Origin of the sequence: Streptomyces sp. NPDC058470, assembly GCF_042721055.1 — a bacterium.
In the GTDB taxonomy this organism is placed as follows: domain Bacteria; phylum Actinomycetota; class Actinomycetes; order Streptomycetales; family Streptomycetaceae; genus Streptomyces.
In genome coordinates, this window is the sequence record NZ_JBHXMF010000039.1 from 61,574 (window position 1) to 82,488 (window position 20,915).

The window sequence follows — 20,915 nt, forward strand, 5'->3', positions numbered from 1 at the left end:
CGAAGACCGTGCCGGCGAGAACCGTGCCGGCGAAGACCGTGCCGGCGAGAACCGTGCCGGCGAAGACCGTGTCGCCGAGAACGTCGCCGAGAACGTCGCCGAGAACGTCGCCGAGAACAAGGAGTCCACGGCAAAGTGACCGTGACCGTACGTGTCCCCGCCAAGGTCAACGTCCAGCTCGCGGTGGGCGGCGCCCGCCACGACGGATTCCACGACCTGGCCAATGTCTTTCTCGCCGTCGGCCTGTACGACGAGGTCACGGTGACGCCGGCGGACGAGCTGCGCGTCACCTGCACCGGCCCCGACTCCGACCTGGTTCCCCTCGACGCGACGAATCTGGCCGCCCGCGCGGCCGTCGAGCTCGCCCGCCGGTACGGCATCGACCCCGCCGTCCACCTCCACATCGCCAAGGACATCCCCGTCGCGGGTGGCATGGCGGGCGGCAGCGCCGACGGAGCCGGCGCCCTGCTCGCCTGCGACACCCTGTGGGGTACGAACGCCTCGCGCGAGGAACTCCTCGACATCTGCGCCGAGTTGGGCAGCGACGTGCCGTTCAGCCTGGTGGGCGGGGCGGCGCTGGGCCTCGGGCGGGGGGAGCGGCTGCGGGCACTGGAGGTCGGCGGGACCTTCCACTGGGTGTTCGCGATGGCCGGGCGCGGGCTGTCCACCCCGGCGGTGTTCCGGGAGTTCGACCGGATGAACGAGGGCGTACGGATCCCCGAGCCCGTCGCCTCCCAGGAACTGCTCGACGCTCTCGCGAAGGGAGACGCCGCCGCCCTCGCGTCCACCGTCTCCAACGACCTTCAGCCCGCCGCCCTTTCCCTCTTCCCGGAGCTCGCCGACACCCTGGCGGCCGGCCGCGCCGCCGGCGCCCTCGCCGCACTCGTCTCCGGTTCGGGCCCGACCACGGCGTTCCTCGCGCCCGACCCGGACGCGGCGGCCGAGGTGGCCCGCGCGCTGTCGGCCTCCGGCACCTGCCGGACGGTGCGCACGGCGTCGGGGGCGGCGCCGGGCGCCACGGTGCTCGGGCGCTGACCCGGCGCCTCGTTCGACGACCCTGGAAGGCGACTGCGCGGTGCGCCTTTGCCCAGCCTGTACGCGGAGTTGACCTTGCCGCGGCCTGGGGCGGCGAAGATGGGGAAGGGGATGTCGGACAGTTGATCAACCTCAAGCACTTGACCGAGTCACGATGGAAGGCACCCCCCCGTGTCAGCAACTCCCCCTCCCCCCACCCCTGCTCACCGCCGGAAGCGGTCTCTCTCCCGTCGTGGCGTGATCGGGGCCGCCGGTGGCGTGGCCGCCGCCGCCGCTCTGACCCCGGTCGTGTTCGCGGCGACCGAGTCCGACGAGCCGAGCGGCACGCAGGACGTCGACTCGGGCACGAAGGCCGAGACGTTCCCGGCGACCCGCACCGACGCGGCCACCGGTACGGGTGAGGCCGGCGCGGACTTCGCCATCTCGTACGTCGGCCTCCGCTGGGCCGGCGCGCAGGACGGTGCCGGGATCCGGTTCACGGACGGTGCCGCGGCGTCGGGTGAGTGGCAGGCGCTGGGCGGCGGATGCGCGACGGTCGAGGACGGCGGTACGGCGCTGGTGGCGGCGGGGGACGCCACCGCGTACGAGGTGAAGGCGCCGGACGGCGCGAGCGGGGTGCGTTCGCTGGCGATCGACACCACCGGCGGGGCCGACAAGACGTTCCAGGTGCCGTCGGAGACGACGCGGGTGCGTGGCGTCGGGTATCTGTCGCGGCCGGCCTGGGGCGCCGACGAGTCCAAGCGGTACAAGGACGGGCAGGTCAACTCGCCCGAGACGTACTACCCGTTGCAGACGATCACCGTCCACCACACGGACACCCCGAACGCCGACCCGGACCCGGCGGCGACCGTGCGGGCCATCTACGAGTACCACGCGGTCACCCTCGACTGGGGCGACATCGGCTACCACTTCCTCATCGACGAGGCGGGTGTCATCTACGAGGGCCGCTACTCCGGCGACGACGGCGTCCCGGCCTTTGATGCGGACGGCAAGCTCGTCACCGCCTTCCACACCTCCGGCTACAACTCCGGCAACCTCGGCATCGCCCTCATCGGCACCCTGGTCGAACAGGCCCCCACGGACGCGGCCAAGGCGTCCCTGACCCGGCTGATCAAGGTGATCGCCCGCTTCAAGGGCCTGGACCCCCAGGCGAAGGTCACCTTCGTCAACCCGGTCAACGGCGTCACCAAGGACGTGACCACCGTCGGCGGCCACCGCGACTGGCTCCAGACGGACTGCCCCGGACAGACGATGTACGACCTCCTCACCGAGGTCCGCGCGGCTGCGTCACGCTGACCTGCGGGGATCGGTCAGCGCCCGGCGCACATTAGGCTGGGAGGCTGAGTCCCCCTTGTCAGGAGAGAAATGGCCGTCAACCTGGTCAATGTCGAGTCCGTCAGCAAGGTGTACGGCACCCGTGCACTGCTCGACGGAGTCTCCCTCGGCGTCAGCGAGGGAGACCGTATCGGCGTGGTCGGCCGCAACGGCGACGGTAAGACGACCCTCATCCGGATGCTCGCCAAGCTGGAGGAGGCCGACACCGGACGGGTCACCCACTCCGGCGGGCTGACCTTCGGCGTCCTGACGCAGTACGACTCCCTCGACCCCGAGGCCACCGTCCGGCACGAGGTCATCCGGGACATGGCCGACCACGAGTGGGCGGGCAACGCCAAGATCAGGGACGTACTGACCGGCCTGTTCGGCGGTCTCGACCTGCCCGGCTTCCCGCAGGGGCTCGACACCGTCATCGGCCCGCTGTCCGGCGGCGAGCGGCGCCGTATCGCGCTGGCCAAGCTCCTCATCGAGGACCAGGATCTGGTCATCCTCGACGAGCCGACCAACCACCTGGACGTGGAGGGCATCTCCTGGCTCGCCCGCCACCTGAGCAAACGCCGCTCGGCCCTCGTCTGCGTCACCCACGACCGCTGGTTCCTGGACCAGGTCTGCACGCGTATGTGGGATGTGCAGAAGGGCGACGTGTACGAGTACGAGGGCGGCTACTCGGACTATGTCTTCGCGCGCGCCGAGCGTGAGCGGATCGCCGCCACGGAGGAAGTGAAGCGGCAGAACCTGGTGCGCAAGGAGCTGGCCTGGCTGCGGCGCGGCGCCCCCGCCCGTACGTCCAAGCCGCGCTTCCGCGTCGAGGCCGCCAACGAACTGATCGCGGACGTGCCGCCGCCGCGGGACAGCTCCGAGCTGATGAAGTTCGCCAGCTCCCGGCTCGGCAGGACCGTCTTCGACCTCAAGGACGTCACCGTCCAGGCCGGGCCCAAGGTGCTGCTCAAGCATCTGACCTGGCACCTCGGCCCGGGGGACCGGGTCGGCCTCGTCGGCGTCAACGGCGCGGGCAAGACCTCGCTCCTGCGGGCCATGGCCGAGGCCGCCCGCAGCGAGGGCGAGAAGCAGCCCACCGCCGGACAGATCGTCACCGGCAAGACCGTCAAGCTCGCCTACCTCTCCCAGGAGGTCGCCGAACTCGACCCCACCTGGCGGGTGTTGCAGGCCGTGCAGGCCGTACGCGACCGGGTCGACCTCGGCAAGGGGCGTGAGCTGACCGCGGGGCAGCTCTGTGAGACGTTCGGCTTCAACAAGGACAAGCAGTGGACGCCCGTCGGGGACCTTTCCGGTGGTGAGCGGCGGCGGCTTCAGATCCTCCGGCTGCTGATGGACGAGCCCAATGTCCTCTTCCTCGACGAGCCCACCAACGACCTCGACATCGAGACCCTCACCCAGCTCGAGGACCTGCTCGACGGGTGGCCCGGGTCGATGATCGTGATCTCCCACGACCGGTTCTTCATCGAGCGGACGACGGACAACGTGTACGCGCTGCTCGGTGACGCCACGCTGCGGATGCTGCCCCGCGGGATCGACGAGTATCTGGAGCGCCGCAGGAAGATGGAGGAGGTCGCGGCCGCCGCCGTACCCTCCTCCGCGCCGGCGCCCACCGCCAAGGCCGCCTCGTCCGCGACTGCGTCTTCTAAAGAGGGCCGCGCCGCCAAGAAGGAACTCCAGAAGGTCGAGCGGCAGTTGGACAAGATCTCCGACAGGGAGACCAAGCTGCACGCCCAGATCGCCGACAACGCCACGGACTTCGCGAAGGTCGCCGAACTCGACGCCGAGCTGCGGGAGTTGGTCGGGGAGCGCGACGAGCTGGAGTTGCGCTGGATGGAGTTGGCGGAGGATGCGTAACCGGAACGCGTAACCGGAACGCGTAACCGCCTGCGCAAGCTGGGCGCGTGCGCTGGGCGCGTGCGCCGTGCGCGCAGGGCGTGAAGGGCGCGTGAAGGCGCGTAACGACCCCATTACGGGCCGGTCCTCCCTTGGGAACAGGAGGAGCACCGGCCCGGTGTCAGGGGCCTTCACAGTGATAGAAAGAGCCGTCTGAGAAAAGTCTGAGAACCACCGGGTGCAGCGGGAATCCAGCGCCGCCGGTGGGGCGCCACATCAGTGAAGAGGGGGACGCGCTGATGAGTCAGCCACCGAATCAGCCGCCGCAGGACGGCTTCGGAGTACCGCAGGACCAGTCGGGGGCGGGTGGTTTCGGTCCGCCTCAGGACCAGTCGGGAGCGGGTGGTTTCGGCCCGCCGCAGGATCCGCGTGCGCAGGGCGGTTTCGGCGCGTCCCCGAGTACACCGCCGAGCCCGCCTCTGACTCCGCCTCCGAGTTCACCCCCGGGTACGCCTTCGAGCGCGCCCCCGAGTCCGCCTTCGGGTGCGCCGCAGGGAGCAGCCCAGGGTGCTCCGCCTCCGCCCGCGCAACCCCCGCACGCCCCCGCGCCCCCGCAGGCGCCGCCCGCCGGAGCCCCCCAGCCGGGTTACGGATACCCCCAACAGCCCGCCCCCTACGGCCAACCGGGCCCGTACGGTCAGCCGCAGCAGCCGGGCCCGTACGGCCAAGGTCCCTGCGGCCAGCAGCCCGGCTACGGCTATCCGCCGCAGGCGCAGTACCCGGGCGCACCGGGCATGCCGCCTCCCGGCGGCGGTTCCAGGAGCCCCTTCAAGGGCAGGCCCGCGGCGATCATCGGCGCCGCGGTGGCCGCGCTGCTCGTCATCGGCGGCACCGTGTTCGCCGTCAGCGGTGACGGGGACGGCGAAGGCAAGAAGCCGGTCGCGGAGAAGAGCGACGACGGCAAGGCCACGGGCTCCGCAGCCCCGGTCGACCCGGGCGACGGCAGCGGCGACGGCGGCGAGGACCCCGAGAACCTCAACGAGGGTCGCCAGGCAGGTGAGTCGAAGGTGCTCTGGTACAAGGAGGCGCCCGACGCGCCCGGTTCCGGCGCCGACGCCCCCGGCCAGTGGGTCACCGACAAGGTCGCGGTGAAGGCGGCGTACAAGCAGGTCTTCGCGTACAACGTCGGTGACGGGCAGCCCGCTTGGGACGCGCTCACGTTTCCGCAGAAGATCTGCGCGGTCACCCCGCAGAAGACGTCCGCGGACAAGGTCGTCATCGCCTACATGAGCGGTGCGAGCGACAGCGCCAAGTGCAACCAGCTCCAGGAGATCGACCTCGCCACCGGTGCGAAGGGCTGGACCGCGGAGGTCGCCGACGGCGGGCTCTTCGACAGCGCGCTGTCCATCGCGCTCTCCCTCGTCGGCGACACCCTGATGGTCGGCCGCTCGATGTCGGGCACCGCGTACGACGCGGCCACCGGCAAGAAGCTCTGGGACAAGGAGAAGTACGGGCAGTCCTGCTACCCCGCCGCGTTCACCGGCGGCGCCAAACTGCTCTCCGTCTCCTCCTGCGGCGCAAGCACCGACAACGAGCACGACGAGGTCCAGGAGCTGAACCCGGCGACCGGCAAGGTCAAGTGGACCAAGACGATCCCCAAGGGCTGGACGGTCGCGCGTACTTACTCCGTCGACCCCGTCGTCCTCTACCTCACCAATGAGGACAAGGACCAGTGGAACGTCTCCACGCTGAAGAGCGACGGCACGCTTCTCTCCCAGGTCGACGTCGACGAGTCCTTCGCGCCCGAGTGCGGCTGGGCCATCCTCACCCGTGACCTCCAGGGCTGCACGGGCACGGCAGCCGACGCCGACACCCTCTACCTGCCGACCGAGGCGACGACCGGCGCCAACGAGATCGTCGCGATCAGCCTGGCAACCGGCAAGGAGAAGTGGCGCGTCAAGTCCCCGGCGGACGAGACGATGCTGCCGCTGAAGATGGACGGCACGAATCTCATCGCCTACGTCCAGCCGTCGTACGACGCCGGTGGCCAGGTCGTGTCGATCCCGACGACCGGCAGCAACCACAAGACCACGAAGCTGCTGCAGAACCCGCAGGGCACCGCAGACATCGAGAGCGGCTTCTACTCGAAGGCGATCGACTATGTGGACGGGCGCTTCTACATCTCCACGACCCGGCTCACGGGCACGGGCGACGAGAAGGAGAAGCTGATGCTGGCGTTCGGCGAGTGACCGGCCTCTCCTCTTCCGCTGCCGTCTCCCCTCCCGTCTCCTCCTTCGTCCGGACAACCGAGGTATCCACGTCATGAGTCAGCCGCCGCCGCCCCCGAACCAGCCCCCGCAGGGTGGATTTGGTGCACCCCAGGACCCGCCTCCGGGTGGTTTCGGCGCGCCCCAGGACCCACCCCCGGGTGGTTTCGGCGCGCCCCAGAGTCCGCCTCCGGGTGGATTCGGCGCCCCGACGCCTCCGCCGCCCGTGCAGGGCCCTGGCTACGGCTATCCGCAGGCGGGCCAGCCGGCTCCGCCCACCCCGCCGCAGCAGCCGTACGGCTATCCGCAGACCCCGCCGCCCCCGCCCCCGGCAGGCGGTCAGCAGCCGGGCTACGGATACCCGCAGCAGCAGCCCCCGTACGGCTATCCGCAGCAGCAGCCCTACCCGCCGGTGCCCCAAGTCGGGGGCGGTGGGCGGAAGTCCAACAGCTCGGTGGTCATCGTCGTGGCGGCCGTGGCGGCCGTCGCGCTGATCATCGGCGGCGGTGTCTGGTACGCGAACTCCTCCGGCAAGGACGACAGCAAGAACAACTCCTCGGGTACGACGGGCGGTACCGGCGGCAACGACGACAAGGGGGAGGACACCCCGAGTGGCGGCGGAGGCAAGGAGAAGGCCCCCGCCGACCCGAGTGCCGGAGTCCTCCTCCAGGTGCCCGCGCCGGAGATCAAGGACGACCAGATCGACAGCGTCGTGGGCTCCTGGCTCACCGACTCGGTGTATGCCAAGAGCGGTGTCAACGAGATCGTGGGCTACGACCCGGACACCGGCAGCAAGAAGTGGACGCTTCCGCTGTCCGGCCAGACCTGTGCGGGCTCGCGGGAGGTCACCGAGGACGGCATCGCCGCGGTGGTCTCGGAGGAGGCCGAGCGCAACAGCAAGGGCGATCACGAGGACTGCACGCAGGTCACCGCCTTCGACCTGAACACCGGCAAGCAGCTCTGGTCGAAGAGCGCCGAGAGCAGTGGCCGGAAGGTGGCGTTCGAGGAAGTCACCATCTCCGGCACCACCGTCGCGGTCGGCGGCGGCTACGACGGCGGAGCCGCCTTCGAGGTGAAGTCCGGCGAGGTGCTGTGGCAGCCGAAGGTAGACACCTGCACGGACGTCGGCTACGCGGGCGGCGAACAGCTCGTCGCGGTCCGCAAGTGCGGTGACTACGGCAGCGAGACGTACGAGGTCCAACTGCTCGACCCGGCGTCGGGCAGCGTGAAGTGGACCTACAAGCTGCCCAAGGGCATCGACAACGCCAAGGTGATCTCCACCAAGCCCGTCGTCTTCGGCGTGGACTCCGCCGACATCACCGTCACCGGTGCCACGGACGTCTTCTCACTCGACGACAACGGCAAGCTGCGCATCAAGATCACGCTGGAGGACGGCAAGTACGCCCACGACTGCGGTGTCGGAGAGGTGTACGCCTGCAAGGCGATCGCGGTGGGCAACGACAAGCTCTACGTCCCGACCAAGCAGCACGACGGCACCGCCGAGTACACCCAGACCAACGAGATCGTCTCCTTCTCGCTGGCCACCGGCAAGACCACCGGCGACAGGATCGACGCGGGCGACGGCAACGAGATCTTCCCGATCCGCATGGACGGCGGGAACATCCTCGCCTACCGGGACGGTTCGGTCGACAAGGGTCCGCAGGTCATCTCCGTGGACGGTACGTCGCTGAAGCAGACGACGCTGCTGGAGACCCCGGCCTCCGACAGCGTCCTGAGCGCCATCAGCTCCATGGTCCCCAAGAGCTCCGAGCTGCTGTTCACCAGCGGTCGCCTCTTCATGGGCAAGGACCTGATCGCCAAGCCGTACTCCGCGGACGACAAGGAGTACACGGCACTCGGGTTCGGACTGAGTAACTCTTAACCCCTCATCACTCCCGAATGCGAGGAATTTCGGTAATCCGGGGCACTTCTCTCCAGTAGGGGAAGCGCAACGTCGAACAAGCGTGTAGCTTCCGGTGGATGGAGAGCCGGGGGGCTCCTAATCCACGGGGAACCAGTGGGGATGCTTGGGGGAACTGGGGGGTTGCTCGATGGGAGTGCGGCTCATGGTGGTCGACGACCACCGTCTGCTCGCTGAGGCGTTGGCCTCGGCGTTGAAGCTGCGCGGGCACCGGGTGCTCGCCGCTGCGGCGCCTGCCGCGGGGGCGGCGGAGCTGGTGATCACCAGGGCACCCGAGGTGTGCCTGATCGGTACGGCGACACCCGCCGAGCCGGGAATCTTCGATCCGGTGGTGAAGATCAAGAAGGAGCGCCCGCAGGTGGCGGTCCTGGTCCTGGGCCCGGTCCCGAACCCACGCGGCATCGCAGCCGCGTTCGCGGCCGGCGCCTGCGGATACGTACGTCATGACGAGCGCATAGAGGGCGTCGAGCGCGCGATCATGAAGGCGAGGGCCGGGGAGGCGGCCGTCGCCCCACAACTGCTCCAGGGCGCCTTCAGCGAACTGCTCAACCCGGCGGCCCAGCCCGACGACGAGGGTCAGCGCCTGCTCCAGATGCTGACGCCGCGGGAGGTGGAGGTCCTGGTGCGGGTCGCGGACGGCGAGGATACGCGACTCATCGCGGCCGGCATGGGGATCGCGCCGTCCACCGCACGGACCCATGTCCAGCGGGTGCTGATGAAGCTGGGAGTGGGATCCCGACTGGAGGCGGCGGCCCTGGCGGCCCGCACGGGGCTGCTGGACCGGGCGGGACCGGTGACGCCGTCGTTCGTCGACGTCCCGCAGGATCTGCGGTAGCCGTGCGATAGCCGTGTTGTAGCCACGCCGGGGCCCGGCCGGGGCGGCGCATTCCGCGCTCCCCGGCTCCCTCTCGCCCCCGGAGAACCAGTCGCGAGGCGTGAACAGCAGGTCGATGGCGCGGCACAGGGTGGATAGCACCACACCGCTGGTGCCAATCCCGGTGAGAACAAGGCTGTCGACATCGCGAGCCCTGAGTACCAAGTCGAAGTCGCTGCCCCGACAACGCGCTTCCCCGCCGCTTGGTGACCACGACGTCGCCCTGCTGGGACGCTACGTCGTGACATAGGCGACGAGACCTTGTGGAATCCATCCCATGGGGCCCCGCATATTTCAGCGCCAAGTAGCAGAACCATCCCGGCCGGTATGCCCAGGTCAGGAACCTTCCTCAGGCTGAGATCTCGCTGGACCACCACACCTGAGAAAAGGCTCACCGTCGCGACGAGATCCGTCGGGTCAAGGTCGCCGCGTTCCGTCATCTCGGCTATCCCGGCGCCCGCCAGGCCATCCAGATCGTGCGCCGGCGATGCCAGCTGAGCACGGGAGAAACTGACCATCGAGCGCGGCTACCCGGCGCGGACGTCAGCGCCCACCACCATAGGACCGAAAGGATAAATGCGGTTCATTTCGAGGTCGTGTAATGCCATACTGTCCAGGTGAATTCCGAATTCTATCCGGACGTGGTCGAAGTCGGCGGCCTGGCCGCCGCGCTGGAGCGATCGGCAGCCGACCTCGGTGTCCCTCTCATTCTCGTTCCCGGCCGAAAAGAAATACCCGATTCGGTCGGCATCGCCACCACGACCCCCGGCCGGCTCCCGCTCCTGGTGTTCCCGCGCGCCGACGCCCGTGGCTTCCACGTCATCGGCCGGGCCCGGGAGGTCGACATCGTTACCGGGGAAGTACGGGAGCTCCGGCACGTTGTCGAGGCGGGTGCGCTCTGGGCGGAGGGTACGCCCGTTCCGCGGATGCGTCAGGCGCTGCCCTTCCTCCTGTACGACCCGATCGCCGAGGCCCACGAGCGCGGACCTGCCGCGGCGGTCGCGGCGCAGTGGGACCGGCTGAAAGAGAAGGCGGCCGACACCCCGACCTTCCCTGAGTTCGGCCTGCTGGTGGAGGCGGCACACGCGGAACCCCGGCTGCGGCAGCTCTTCCCGTTCACCAGCCACTGGACGGTCGCCTTCAGTTCATGCACCGGGCGTCGCTACCGGACCCTGGTCGCAATCGCCCCCTACCACGGTGGGCAGTACTTCGTGCTGCGGCACCCGAACACCGGAATGCTCGGAGAGGCCCGCACCGTGGAGGAGGCGGTGGCGCTCGCCCTGGCACATCTCCCGGACTCCGTTGGTCCGGCCGTCGCGGGATTCACCGGCAGGCCCGACTGACCGTGCAACAATTAGCCACGGAGGCGTCCGAAAACCGAATTCGATGCCCAAATGCGACGACCTGGCAATTTTCCCGCAATCCTCTTTCCCGCAATGCCGGGACAGAGGATTTGTGGCCCATTATCATTCCCATTCCCATTTCCATGCCCATCTGGTTGTGCTCTCCGATGGCAATGTCCGGCGTTCGGTAAAAGGGTCGCAGCCTGTACGGCGGATTTCCGGGCGTGAACCGGACGGAGCAGATCCGGTCCGCCGCTCGCAGCCTCCGTTTTTCGTGAAGTCCGCGAGGCGGCCACCGCCGCAGCGAAGTCCACCACCCACGCCAACGCGGCGACCGAAGCGGCGAACGCCGCCACACGGGCCGCTCAGCAGGCCCAGACCGTCTACACGCTGGCCCGCGAGGTCGAGGCGGCGGAACTGCTCGGCCGCACCAACGCGGGCATCGAGAACGCCCGCGACCTCAGGGCCCAGGAGACGGCCGCGACGCAGCAGCGCGAGCAGCAGGCCGCTGAGACCGCCGAACGGCAGGCCACCGCCGAGAAGTTGGCGCAGCAGGCCCAGAAAGGCACCGACGGCGAGGAGATTGCCGCTCAGGGCCGCAAGCTCGCCCTGCTCGACACGAAGAACGACAAGTCCTGGCTGCGCGCCGCAGCCCAGGAGGCACTGGGCGACGACACCGCCGGAGTCGTCGCGTACGTGCGCACCGGCCGGACCGAGGCCCAGCAGCAGGACGACCGCGCGGACGCCTAGCGCATCTTCCTCACCAGCACCCTCGCCGAGGCCCAGGTCCAGGACGACCGCGTGAGCGCCGCCCAGCTGGTCGACAGCGGCGAACCGGGGTCGCTTCCGCCGCACGCATCGCCCTGGAGGACCCCGCGGACTTGCTGCACCGGTTCATGATGTCCACGGCTCGCAAGGGGCGTTTCGGCTCACCGGTAGCCTGCGTCATCATGATGCGTGCTTGGATCTTGCCGGTACTGCTTCTGCTCTGCGGTTCTGCTGTTGCGACTGCGCAAATCCTCAAGGGGAACCCCGTTGCCGCCGGAGCCCTCCTGCTGGTGTTCGTGCTGCTCGCGGGCATGAACTCGCCTCTGATCTTCCCGAGGTCGATCAGTGCACTGGAGGCACAACGCCGCAGCGCGATCGACGGACGGCCGATCGTCTTCTGGCGGTCGGGCTGCACGTACTGTCTGCGACTGCGCATCCGCTTGGGCCGAAGCGCCCGTCAGTTGCATTGGGTCGACATCTGGCGTGACCCGGCCGGAGCGGCAGCGGTGCGGGCAGCCAACGATGGCAACGAGACCGTACCGACCGTCTTCGTGGCGGGCCGGCCACACGTCAACCCCGATCCCGCTTGGGTGCGCGAACAGCTCTCCCCTCCCGCGTGATCGGAAGCGGTGGCATTTCGGAGAGGCGTCCGCAGGCCCCGGGATGAACGTCAGCCGGTCTGACGCCGTCTGCCGGACTTTATGTGGTGGAGGAGGTGGGCCAGGGGGGCGGGGGCGGTGGTGATGTGGGTGGTGAGGGTGTCGCTTTCGCGGAGGTGGATGGAGTGGGGGGCGGTGGCGGTCAGTTCCAGGCAGTCGTTGCCTTCACCGCCGCCGGAGAAAGAGGACTTCTGCCAGTTGGCGGGGGTGGTCATGACGTCGCCTCACAGTTCCTTGGTTATCTTCCGGATGAAGTCGCGTGAGTGTCCGGGGCTCAGCGATGCTGTCTCAATTTTACGGAAGAGTGTTCGGAAGTGCGCGAGTTGGGCCTCGGAGTCGACGAACGCGGTGCCGTGCGGGGCGTCGCGTACAACGGTGTCCAGGCGCGGCACTGGGCCGCCCAGATATCCCATCGCGCTACCGGCGCCCGCGAAGTCATCAAGGTCGAACGGGATGACCCGAACCGTGATGTGCTCTGCGTCCGAGAACTCCAGGATGCGCTCCAACTGGGTCCGTGTCACAGAGCGGTTGCCTACTCGGATGCGCAGTGCCGCCTCGTGGATCACGGCTTCGTACGTGATCGGGTCGGGCCGCTCGATGACCACGCGTCGCCGCATTCGATGGCTCACCCTCGGATCCACCTCGCTTCGGGGAAGCTCTGGCGCCATGTACGAGAAGAGGGCGCGAGTGTAGTCCTCCGTCTGAAGTAGCCCCGGAACGTGGATGACCGCCACGTCGTGCCGGAAGGCCGCGTGATGGTCCAGCTCGGACAGGTCCAGGAACGGGGTGGGCAGCACACCTCGGTACTCCTCCCACCAGCCACGGGTACGGTCGGTCGTCATCGCCACCAGCGCCTCGATCAACTCCGTGTCCACGCAGGCGCAGTGAGCCGCCAGCCTGCGCAGACGCTCCTCGCTGATGCCCGAGCTGCCGGCCTCGATCTGGCTCATGTGGGTCGAGCTGGAGCCGAGCAGCCCCGCCACCTCCCGCGCTGATTTGCCCGCGGCCTCCCGCATCTTGCGCAGCTCGGAGCCCAGGCGCACCTGTCGCGCCGTGGGCTGGTTCCGCATCGTCATCCGGTGTTGCCTCCTCAACGAACCTGAGAGCAGGTGAGGTTGGGACTCCCCGGTCGGGTGCCAGATTACGCGAGCCCCTTGCGAGGGTAGGAATTCCTACCCTACCTTCAGTGACGCGACGCACACACTGCGGAACCCCGGGACTCCGGAAGCGCACCACCCCGTCATGCCGCGACGGCGGTGAAACTGCCACCGCCCGCTACCCGCAGCGACCCCTCAACCCCCCTCACCCCAACCGGAGTTCACGCATGCCAAAAACAACACACGAACCCTGGGAGTACGTACTCCACATCCCCCACGACCCCCGAGCGGTGACCGTCTGTCGCCGTACCGTCCGGCTGGTCCTCACGATGCACGGCCTGATCCGCCTCGCGGACGTCGCCGAGTTGCTGGCGGCGGAGCTGGTCTCCAATGCCGTACGGCATACGAAGGGCCCCGCGGCCCTGCGCCTGCACCACCGAAACGGAGTGCTCCGCATCGGCGCGTGGGACGCGAGCCCCGAACCGCCCCCGTACGAGCTGACGGTGGTGGCCTCCGACGCGGAAGCGGGCCGCGGCCTCGCCCTGGTCCGGGCGTGCGCCGACAGCTGGGGTTGGCATCCGTTGAGGCAGGGCGGCGACACCGGCAAGTACGTGTGGTGTGACCTTGCTGCCGCGTAGCTCGCTGGGCACAAAGGGCAGAAATCCGTACACGGGGCCGGGGTTCCGAACAGCGAACTCCGGCCCCGCGTATGGGCGTTACTCCGACGGATGCCCCTTCTCGGCGTCCGGCAGCAGTTGCTGCACATCCACCGGCGGAGCAACCGGCCGGAGCCAGAGCCAGGCCAGGAAGAACAGGCCGAGGGCGAGCATGCCCAGGCCGGTCCAGAGGTTGATGTTGATGCCCTCGGCCTTGTCGATGTCGGCGTCGGACGCGACGATGCCGGCGATCGTGATGATGATGCCGTACAGGACGAAGAGGCCGCCGATGATGCGACGGATGTCGAAGAGGCGGGCGGCGGTCTCGGACTTGCGCTCCAGTTCGGTGATTTCGCGCTGGAGTGCCTCGCTGGAGTGATCGGGGCGATCGGGGTGCTGCGGGTTGTCTGTCATGGTCTCTCAGCCTCCGGCGGTCAGCTCGGTCATGGTTGGTCGGCCTCCGGGGGTCAGAAGGAGAACGGGATGTAGCAGAGCGCGGCGAGGATCACGGCGCCCCAGCCCAGCAGTGCCGGCTTGCGGTACCAGGCGTCGTCGCCCTCGGCGGCCGGCTCGGTCATGCCGGGGGAGGTGGTGCCGTAGACCAGGCCCTGGAGCTCCGCCGACGGTTTCGGGGCGGTGAAGAGGGTGACGGCGACCATGACCACCGCACCGGCCACGAAGCCCGCGATCGCCGAGACGAAGTTGGCTCCCTGGTCGGAGGGGATGTCGATGATCCCCTGCTTGTAGATGACGAAGTAGTTCACCATCGCCGCCGTGGTGCCCGCCAGCAGACCCCAGAAGCCCGACTTCACGGACGCCCGCTTCCAGAACATGCCGACGATGAAGACGACGAACATCGGCACGTTGAAGAAGGAGAACAGGGTCTGCAGGTAACTCATGATGTTCGAGAACGACGAGGCCAGGAACGCCGTGCCCATGGACGCCAGGACGCCCACCGCCGTGATCGTGCGGCCGAACCGGACGTAGTACGTGTCCTCGCGGCCCTTGACGACGTACCTCGCCCAGATGTCGGTCGTGAACACCGTGTTGAAGGACGAGATGTTCGCGGCCATGCCCGCCATGAAGGCGGCGAGCAGGCCCGTCACCGCGATGCCGAGGACGCCGTTGGGGAGCAGCGACTCCATCAGATAGGGGATCGCGTCGTTGTACTGGAGGTCGGAGCCGCTGGTGCCGATCTTCGGGACCAGGACGGCCGCGACGAGCCCCGGGATCATCACCAGGAAGACGATGAAGATCTTCGGAAACGCGGCGATGAGCGGGGTGCGCTGGGCCGCGCTCAGGTTCTTCGCGGACAGCGCGCGCTGCACCTCCGCGAAGTTCGTCGTCCAGTAGCCGAAGGACAGCACGAAGCCGAGGCCGAGGACGATGGTCAGCCAGTTGGCGCCGAGCGGGTTGTCACTGCCGATGCCCGTGCCGCCCCAGGCGGTCGTGAAGTTGGTGCCGTGGCTCTTGTCGAGCGAGTCGGTCAGACCGTTCCAGCCGCCGACCTTCTGCAGGCCGAGCACGACGATCGGGATCAGCGCGGCGAGGATGACGAAGAACTGCAGCACCTCGTTGTAGATCGCGGACGACAGACCGCCGAGGGTGATGTACGCGAGGACGAAGATGCCGGCGACGACGATCGCCACCCACTGCGGCCAGCCGAGCAGCGCCTCCACGACGATCGCGAGGGCGTAGAGGTTCACGCCCGCGATCAGGATCGCGGCGAAGGCGAACAGGATCGAACTGAGCAGGTGGGCCCACTTGTCGAAGCGCAGGAGCAGGAACTCCGGGACCGACCGGACCTTCGAGCCGTAGTAGAAGGGCATCATCACGAGGCCGAGGAAGACCATCGCCGGGATGGCGCCGATCCAGTACCAGTGGACCGTGTAGACGCCGTACTGCGCGCTGTTGGCGGCCATGCCCAGGATCTCGGTGGCGCCCAGGTTGGCCGAGATGAAGGCGAGACCGGTGACCCAGGCGGGCAGCGAACGCCCGGAGAGGAAGAAGTCGAGGCTCGTCTTCACCGAGCGCCGGGCTGCGAAGCCGATGCCCAGCACGACGACGAAGTAGATGGCGAGGATCGTGTAGTCGAGTGCGTTCGTGGGGAGCCGGAGCTCAGCGGCCAGGTTGATGCCCGGCGCAGCCAGTTGTGTGGGGGACTGCATAAGGACTCGCTTCGTTGCGTGAACTGATCCGGTCGTTGCGCGTGGTGAGTGAACTGGTCCAACGCGTGGTGAGTGAACTGATCCAAACGGAACTTACGCCTCCACCTACAAGAACTGAACACTCGCCGTGGTGTCCTTTGTTTGATTGTGATGTTGACGTCGATGGTGTTTTGTGGTTCATTGTGTTTGGTTCTGTTTGATGAGGGCGGATGGGGAGTTCCACGGTGAAGAAGACCTCGACCCGGCTGGCCGACGGTCGTGAGCTCATCTACTACGACTCGCGCGACGACGCGGTGCGCGACGCGGTCGACAGGCGTCCGCTCGACCCGATCGTCACCACGTCGGAGGTACGCCGCGACCCGCTGCTCGGCGACTCGGTCGCGATCGCCTCGCAGCGCCAGGGCCGCACGTACCACCCGCCGGCGAACGAGTGCCCGCTGTGCCCCTCCCAGGGCGACCGGCTGAGCGAGATCCCGGACTCCTCGTACGACGTCGTCGTCTTCGAGAACCGTTTCCCCTCCCTGGCCGGTGACTCCGGCCGCTGTGAGGTCGTCTGCTTCACCTCCGACCACGACTCCTCCTTCGCCGACCTGACGGAGGAGCAGGCGGGCCTGGTGCTCGAGGCGTGGACGGACCGGACGGCCGAGCTCTCCCACCTCCCCTCCGTCGAGCAGGTCTTCTGCTTCGAGAACCGCGGCGCCGAGATCGGTGTGACGCTGGGGCACCCGCACGGGCAGATCTACGCCTACCCGTTCACCACGCCGCGCACCGCGCTGATGCTGCGTTCACTGGCAACTCATAAGGAGGCGACGGGCGGTGAGAACCTCTTCGACACAGTCGTCGCCCGCGAGGTGGCGGACGGCTCGCGGATCGTCCTGTCGACCGACCACTGGATCGCCTTCGTGCCGTACGCGGCCCACTGGCCCTACGAGGTCCACCTGTACCCCCGCCGCCGCGTGCCGGACCTGCTCGGCCTCGACGAGGACGCGCGCACAGAGTTCCCCCAGGTCTATCTGGAACTCTTGAGGCGCTTCGACCGGATCTTCGATCGGCGGGATGGAGGGGAAGGAGGCGCGGGTGAGTCGGCGACGCCGTACATCTCCGCCTGGCACCAGGCACCCTTCGGCTCGCTGGAGGAGTTCGAAGGCGTCAACCGCGACGACTTCGCACTGCACCTGGAGCTTTTCACCATCCGCCGCACTTCCGGCAAGCTGAAGTTCCTCGCGGGATCCGAGTCCGGGATGAGCGTGTTCATCAACGACATCCAGCCGGAGTCCGCGGCTCAGCGACTGCGAGAGGTAGCGAGTTCATGAGTGGGAAGTACCTGGTCACGGGTGGCGCGGGCTATGTAGGCAGCGTGGTCGCGCAGCACCTGATCGAGGCCGGCCATGAGGTGACGGTCCTCGACAACCTCTCGACCGGCTTCCGCGAGGGCGTCCCCGCGGGGGCGGCCTTCATCGAGGGTGACATCCGCGACGCCGCCAAGTGGCTGGACCCGTCCTACGACGGCGTCCTTCACTTCGCCGCCTTCTCGCAGGTCGGCGAGTCGGTCGTGAAGCCGGAGAAGTACTGGGACAACAACGTCGGCGGCACCATGGCGCTGCTCGGCGCGATGCGCGAGGCGGGCGTCCGCACACTCGTCTTCTCCTCCACCGCGGCGACCTACGGCGAGCCGGAGGAGGTGCCGATCGTCGAGTCCGCGCCTACCAAGCCGACCAACCCCTACGGCGCCTCGAAGCTCGCCGTCGACCACATGATCACCGGCGAGGCGGCGGCGCACGGCCTGGGCGCGGTGTCCCTGCGGTACTTCAACGTGGCGGGCGCGTACGGCAGTTGCGGCGAGCGGCACGACCCCGAGTCGCACCTCATCCCGCTGGTGCTCCAGGTCGCGCAGGGCCGCCGCGAGGCGATCTCGGTCTTCGGCGACGACTACCCGACGCCGGACGGCACCTGCGTCCGCGACTACATCCACGTCGCCGACCTCGCCGAGGCGCACCTGCTGGCGGTGCATGCGGCCACGCCCGGCGAACACCTGATCTGCAACCTCGGCAACGGAGAGGGCTTCTCCGTACGCCAGGTCATCGAGACCGTCCGTCAGGTCACCGGGCAGCCGATCCCCGAGGTCCTGGCCCCGCGCCGGGCCGGCGACCCGGCGGCGCTGGTCGCCTCGGCCGCGACCGCCCGCGAGCGGCTCGGCTGGAACCCGTCCCGCGCGGATCTCGCGGGGATCGTCGCGGATGCCTGGGCGTTCGCGCAGCACATCGCGAAGGGGCAGTAGGTGGGGGTTCACGAGGTTCGCGAGGGTTTCGAGGCGCTGTACGGGGCTGCCCCCGAGGGCGTCTGGGCGGCTCCAGGCCGGGTCAACCTGATCGGCGAGTACACCGACTTCAACGAGGGGTTCGTGATGCCCCTCGCGCTGCCGCACACGGCGGTGGCAGCGGTGTCGCGCCGCACCGACGGTGTGCTCCGGCTCCACTCGGCGGACATCGAGGGCCCCGTCGTCGAACTGCACCTGGACAGGCTCGCGCCGCTGACGAACACCAGCTGGGCCGCGTACCCCGCCGGTGTGGTGTGGGCGCTGCGCGAGGCGGGCCACACCTCGGTCACCGGCGCGGACGTGCACCTCGCGTCCACGGTCCCGACCGGCGCCGGCCTGTCGTCCTCGGCCGCGCTGGAGGTCGTGATCGCGCTCGCCCTCAACGACCTGTACGAACTCGGCCTCACCCGGCCCGAACTGGCCAAGCTCTCCCAGCACGCCGAGAACGACTTCGTCGGCGTGCCCTGCGGAATCATGGACCAGACCGCGTCCGCGTGCTGCACGGACGGTCACGCCCTCCACCTCGACTGCCGTGACCTGTCCATCCGTCAGGTCCCCTTCGACCTCGCCTCCCAGGGGTTGTCCCTCCTGGTCGTCGACACTCGCGTCAAGCACGCGCTCGGCGACGGGGAGTACGCCGAGCGGCGTGAAGGGTGCGAGGAGGGCGCGCGGTTGCTCGGTGTCCCGCATCTGCGGGATGTCGCGTACGAGGGGCTCGACGCGGCCCTCGCGCGCCTGTCCGACGAGCGCGTACGCCGGTACGTACGTCATGTCGTGTCCGACGACCACCGGGTCGAGCGGGTCATCGGCCTGCTGGACGCCGATGACGTCCGGGCGATCGGGCCCGTCCTCACCGAGGGGCACGCCTCCCTGCGGGACGATCTGCGGATCTCCTGCCCCGAGCTGGACCTCGTGGTCACCACGGCCAACTCCGCCGGGGCGCTCGGCTCCCGTATGACGGGCGGCGGCTTCGGGGGGTCGGCGATCGTGCTCGTGGAGGTTCCCGACGCGGACACGGTCACCAAGGCGGTGGAGGAGGCGTTCGCCGCGGCGGGCTTCACCGCGCCGCGGGTGTTCCCGGCGGTGCCTTCGGCGGGCGCCAGGCGCGTGAGCTGATTCCCACACCGTTCGGTGGGAGGCGTGCGGCTGTTCCAGGCAGCCGGCCTTCCACCGGCGGTGGTCACTCGGGGGTTCGGCGAAGGACAAGAGTGATGAAGCCGAAGCTGTCGCGGTAGCTGTGCAGCCATTGCGAGCGGTGGGTGGAGGCAACGGCGAGGATCTCGGTGCTGTCGGGGTGCTCGGGATGGTCCAGCGCCCACGTCGCCAGGGATCCGGTGTAGCACCACTCGAAGTCGTCGAGTTCCTGACGCGTGCTGATGTGCCCGAAGACAGGGGTCCAGCCGTGGGCGACGACACGGTCCATGGTGGTCGCCAGGTCCTCGTACTCGCCGAGCATCTCGCGGGCGGCAGCGGTGGGCTCGCGCTCCCAGTAGGCGTCGCCGACCAGGACGCGGCCACCGGGGACGAGGTGTCTGCGGGCAGCGTCGAGGGTGGGCAGGAGGCCGCCGAAGGCATGGGTGGCACCGACGCTGAGCACCGCGTCGAAGGGGCGGGCAGACGTGAACTCCGCGGCGTCCTGGTGGTGAAGTACGAGTCGTTGTCCGACTCCCAGACCGGCCGCCTCCTTCCGGGCCTTGGCCAGGAGCTGGGCCGAGTTGTCGACACCCTCAGCGGTCACCTTCGGATGGGCGGCCAGGGCCCGTAGGAGCCAGGTCGCCTCACCACAGCCGAGGTCGAGCACGCGTTCATCGCCCCGGTCCACGGTTCGATGGAGCAGTCGGCGCACCGACTCATCGTCAAGAGGGCTGTTGATCGGATGATCGGCGTGCGACAGCTGAGAGATCATTTCACGGTCCATGGCGCGCAGCGTGACAGTGTCGAACGCTCAACGCATCTGCTTTACCAGGCCGATGCCCTGTAGCCCGTCCGACACTTGAGGACGAGGGGCGCCATCCCGATCCCCACCCGCCCGCGGGTGCCGCATTTTCAGCGTGTCCGGCGTTTGAGGACGAGTGCGTTCAGCGCGGTACGGGGGTCCGGGGGCGGAGCCCCCAGGAGCAAGGGACGGATAGGGGCGGAGGGGGCGAAAACGGCCCTGCTCAGCCCAGTCGCTTCGTCAGCGTGTACTCCGTAACTCCCGGTGGATAGTCCGGGATCGCGCACACCACCTCGTAGCCCTGCTTCTTGTAGAAGTCGGGGGCCTGGAAGTCCCAGGTTTCCAGGCGGGCGGCTCCGCAGTCGCGGTCGTGGCGGGCGATGCGCTCGGCCTCGGACAGGAGGCGGGAGCCGAGGCCGGTGCCGCGGTGGGGGTCGTCGACCCAGAGGTAGGTCACGTGGAGCCAGGCGGCCCAGGTGTGGCCGACGAGGCCGCCCGCGAGGGCACCCGCATCGTCCAACGCCCAGACGTGGAGCGGAACTTCGCGTTCACCCGGCGTTCCGCGGAGGGTGCGGAGGATGGGAGACGCCGCCGTGTTGGCATCCAGCAGTCTCCTGCGGAGCAGATCGCGGCGTTCTTTGTCGTCTCCTGTCTCCATACGAAACATAAGTCCCACCATAAACGGGTCGGCCAAGCAGTTCTGTGA

19 protein-coding genes and 1 pseudogene are annotated in these 20,915 nt (G+C 68.8%); 13 read left to right on the top strand and 7 right to left on the bottom strand.

What is annotated here, in order from left to right; genetic code table 11:
• The first annotated feature begins 135 nt into the window (after nucleotides 1–135).
• From ACFWP7_RS26915 to ACFWP7_RS26940, 6 genes are all read left to right on the top strand, one after another.
• On the top strand, nucleotides 136–1,035 hold the full coding sequence (locus ACFWP7_RS26915; protein ID WP_384385903.1) for a 4-(cytidine 5'-diphospho)-2-C-methyl-D-erythritol kinase: 900 nt from the start codon (nucleotides 136–138) through the stop codon (nucleotides 1,033–1,035).
• 237 nt (nucleotides 1,036–1,272) lie between these two features.
• Nucleotides 1,273–2,331, top strand: a complete 1,059-nt coding sequence (locus tag ACFWP7_RS26920; protein WP_384385906.1) for a peptidoglycan recognition family protein — start codon at nucleotides 1,273–1,275, stop codon at nucleotides 2,329–2,331.
• Between the two features lie 69 nt (nucleotides 2,332–2,400).
• Nucleotides 2,401–4,224 (top strand): ABC-F family ATP-binding cassette domain-containing protein, encoded by a 1,824-nt coding sequence (locus tag ACFWP7_RS26925; RefSeq protein ID WP_384385909.1) that lies wholly within the window; start codon nucleotides 2,401–2,403, stop codon nucleotides 4,222–4,224.
• A gap of 278 nt (nucleotides 4,225–4,502) precedes the next feature.
• Nucleotides 4,503–6,452: a PQQ-binding-like beta-propeller repeat protein gene (locus ACFWP7_RS26930; RefSeq protein WP_384385912.1), complete on the top strand. Its 1,950-nt coding sequence runs from the start codon at nucleotides 4,503–4,505 to the stop codon at nucleotides 6,450–6,452.
• A 73-nt stretch (nucleotides 6,453–6,525) separates the two neighbouring features.
• Nucleotides 6,526–8,352, top strand: a complete 1,827-nt coding sequence (locus ACFWP7_RS26935) for a PQQ-binding-like beta-propeller repeat protein (RefSeq protein ID WP_384385915.1) — start codon at nucleotides 6,526–6,528, stop codon at nucleotides 8,350–8,352.
• Nucleotides 8,353–8,521: 169 nt separating this feature from the next.
• Entirely contained in the window at nucleotides 8,522–9,226 is a 705-nt protein-coding gene (locus tag ACFWP7_RS26940; RefSeq protein WP_384385918.1) for a LuxR C-terminal-related transcriptional regulator, read from the top strand.
• Between the two features lie 102 nt (nucleotides 9,227–9,328).
• Here ACFWP7_RS26940 and ACFWP7_RS26945 read toward each other — a convergent pair.
• Nucleotides 9,329–9,506 (bottom strand): annotated as a pseudogene (locus ACFWP7_RS26945) (cysteine hydrolase family protein); the annotation flags it as partial.
• A 376-nt stretch (nucleotides 9,507–9,882) separates the two neighbouring features.
• Between ACFWP7_RS26945 and ACFWP7_RS26950 the strand changes: the two are divergent.
• The 3 genes from ACFWP7_RS26950 (at nucleotide 9,883) to ACFWP7_RS26960 (ending at nucleotide 11,996) form a co-directional block, all read left to right on the top strand.
• The gene (locus tag ACFWP7_RS26950) at nucleotides 9,883–10,608 is read left to right on the top strand and encodes a DUF6193 family natural product biosynthesis protein (protein ID WP_384385921.1); all 726 of its coding nucleotides are present in this window, start codon (nucleotides 9,883–9,885) and stop codon (nucleotides 10,606–10,608) included.
• A 543-nt stretch (nucleotides 10,609–11,151) separates the two neighbouring features.
• Nucleotides 11,152–11,358 (top strand): hypothetical protein, encoded by a 207-nt coding sequence (locus ACFWP7_RS26955; RefSeq protein WP_384385924.1) that lies wholly within the window; start codon nucleotides 11,152–11,154, stop codon nucleotides 11,356–11,358.
• Nucleotides 11,359–11,558: 200 nt separating this feature from the next.
• Nucleotides 11,559–11,996, top strand: coding sequence for a glutaredoxin domain-containing protein (locus ACFWP7_RS26960; RefSeq protein WP_384385988.1), 438 nt, complete (start codon nucleotides 11,559–11,561; stop codon nucleotides 11,994–11,996).
• Between the two features lie 50 nt (nucleotides 11,997–12,046).
• Here the strand turns inward: ACFWP7_RS26960 and ACFWP7_RS26965 are convergent, their stop codons facing one another.
• Together ACFWP7_RS26965 and ACFWP7_RS26970 are read right to left on the bottom strand one after the other, a co-directional pair.
• Complete coding sequence (locus ACFWP7_RS26965) at nucleotides 12,047–12,250, bottom strand: DUF397 domain-containing protein (protein ID WP_384385927.1); 204 nt, start codon at nucleotides 12,248–12,250, stop codon at nucleotides 12,047–12,049.
• Between the two features lie 9 nt (nucleotides 12,251–12,259).
• Nucleotides 12,260–13,111 carry a helix-turn-helix domain-containing protein gene (locus ACFWP7_RS26970; RefSeq protein WP_384385930.1) on the bottom strand — a complete coding sequence of 284 codons (852 nt, stop codon included), beginning with the start codon at nucleotides 13,109–13,111 and terminating at the stop codon, nucleotides 12,260–12,262.
• Between the two features lie 248 nt (nucleotides 13,112–13,359).
• Between ACFWP7_RS26970 and ACFWP7_RS26975 the strand changes: the two genes are divergently transcribed.
• Complete coding sequence (locus ACFWP7_RS26975) at nucleotides 13,360–13,770, top strand: ATP-binding protein (RefSeq protein WP_384385933.1); 411 nt, start codon at nucleotides 13,360–13,362, stop codon at nucleotides 13,768–13,770.
• Nucleotides 13,771–13,848: 78 nt separating this feature from the next.
• On the opposite strand, the gene ACFWP7_RS26980 is transcribed toward ACFWP7_RS26975, so the two are convergent.
• Both ACFWP7_RS26980 and ACFWP7_RS26985 read right to left on the bottom strand, forming a co-directional pair.
• Nucleotides 13,849–14,202 carry a hypothetical protein gene (locus tag ACFWP7_RS26980; protein ID WP_384385935.1) on the bottom strand — a complete coding sequence of 118 codons (354 nt, stop codon included), beginning with the start codon at nucleotides 14,200–14,202 and terminating at the stop codon, nucleotides 13,849–13,851.
• A gap of 53 nt (nucleotides 14,203–14,255) precedes the next feature.
• The gene (locus ACFWP7_RS26985) at nucleotides 14,256–15,956 is read right to left on the bottom strand and encodes a sodium:solute symporter family protein (RefSeq protein WP_384385938.1); all 1,701 of its coding nucleotides are present in this window, start codon (nucleotides 15,954–15,956) and stop codon (nucleotides 14,256–14,258) included.
• Nucleotides 15,957–16,180: 224 nt separating this feature from the next.
• Between ACFWP7_RS26985 and galT the strand changes: the two genes are divergently transcribed.
• From galT to galK, 3 genes are read left to right on the top strand one after another with little or no spacing between them, the layout of a single operon-like run.
• Entirely contained in the window at nucleotides 16,181–17,269 is a 1,089-nt protein-coding gene (gene galT / locus ACFWP7_RS26990; RefSeq protein WP_384385941.1) for a galactose-1-phosphate uridylyltransferase, read from the top strand.
• The gene (galE, locus tag ACFWP7_RS26995; RefSeq protein WP_384385944.1) at nucleotides 17,266–18,234 is read left to right on the top strand and encodes a UDP-glucose 4-epimerase GalE; all 969 of its coding nucleotides are present in this window, start codon (nucleotides 17,266–17,268) and stop codon (nucleotides 18,232–18,234) included. The genes galT and galE overlap by 4 nt, the downstream gene beginning before the upstream one ends.
• Entirely contained in the window at nucleotides 18,235–19,389 is a 1,155-nt protein-coding gene (gene galK, locus ACFWP7_RS27000) for a galactokinase (protein WP_384385946.1), read from the top strand.
• Between the two features lie 64 nt (nucleotides 19,390–19,453).
• Here the strand turns inward: galK and ACFWP7_RS27005 are convergent, their stop codons facing one another.
• Entirely contained in the window at nucleotides 19,454–20,191 is a 738-nt protein-coding gene (locus tag ACFWP7_RS27005) for an SAM-dependent methyltransferase (RefSeq protein ID WP_384385949.1), read from the bottom strand.
• 241 nt (nucleotides 20,192–20,432) lie between these two features.
• On the bottom strand, nucleotides 20,433–20,888 hold the full coding sequence (locus tag ACFWP7_RS27010; protein ID WP_384385952.1) for a GNAT family N-acetyltransferase: 456 nt from the start codon (nucleotides 20,886–20,888) through the stop codon (nucleotides 20,433–20,435).
• Nucleotides 20,889–20,915: the final 27 nt, after the last annotated feature.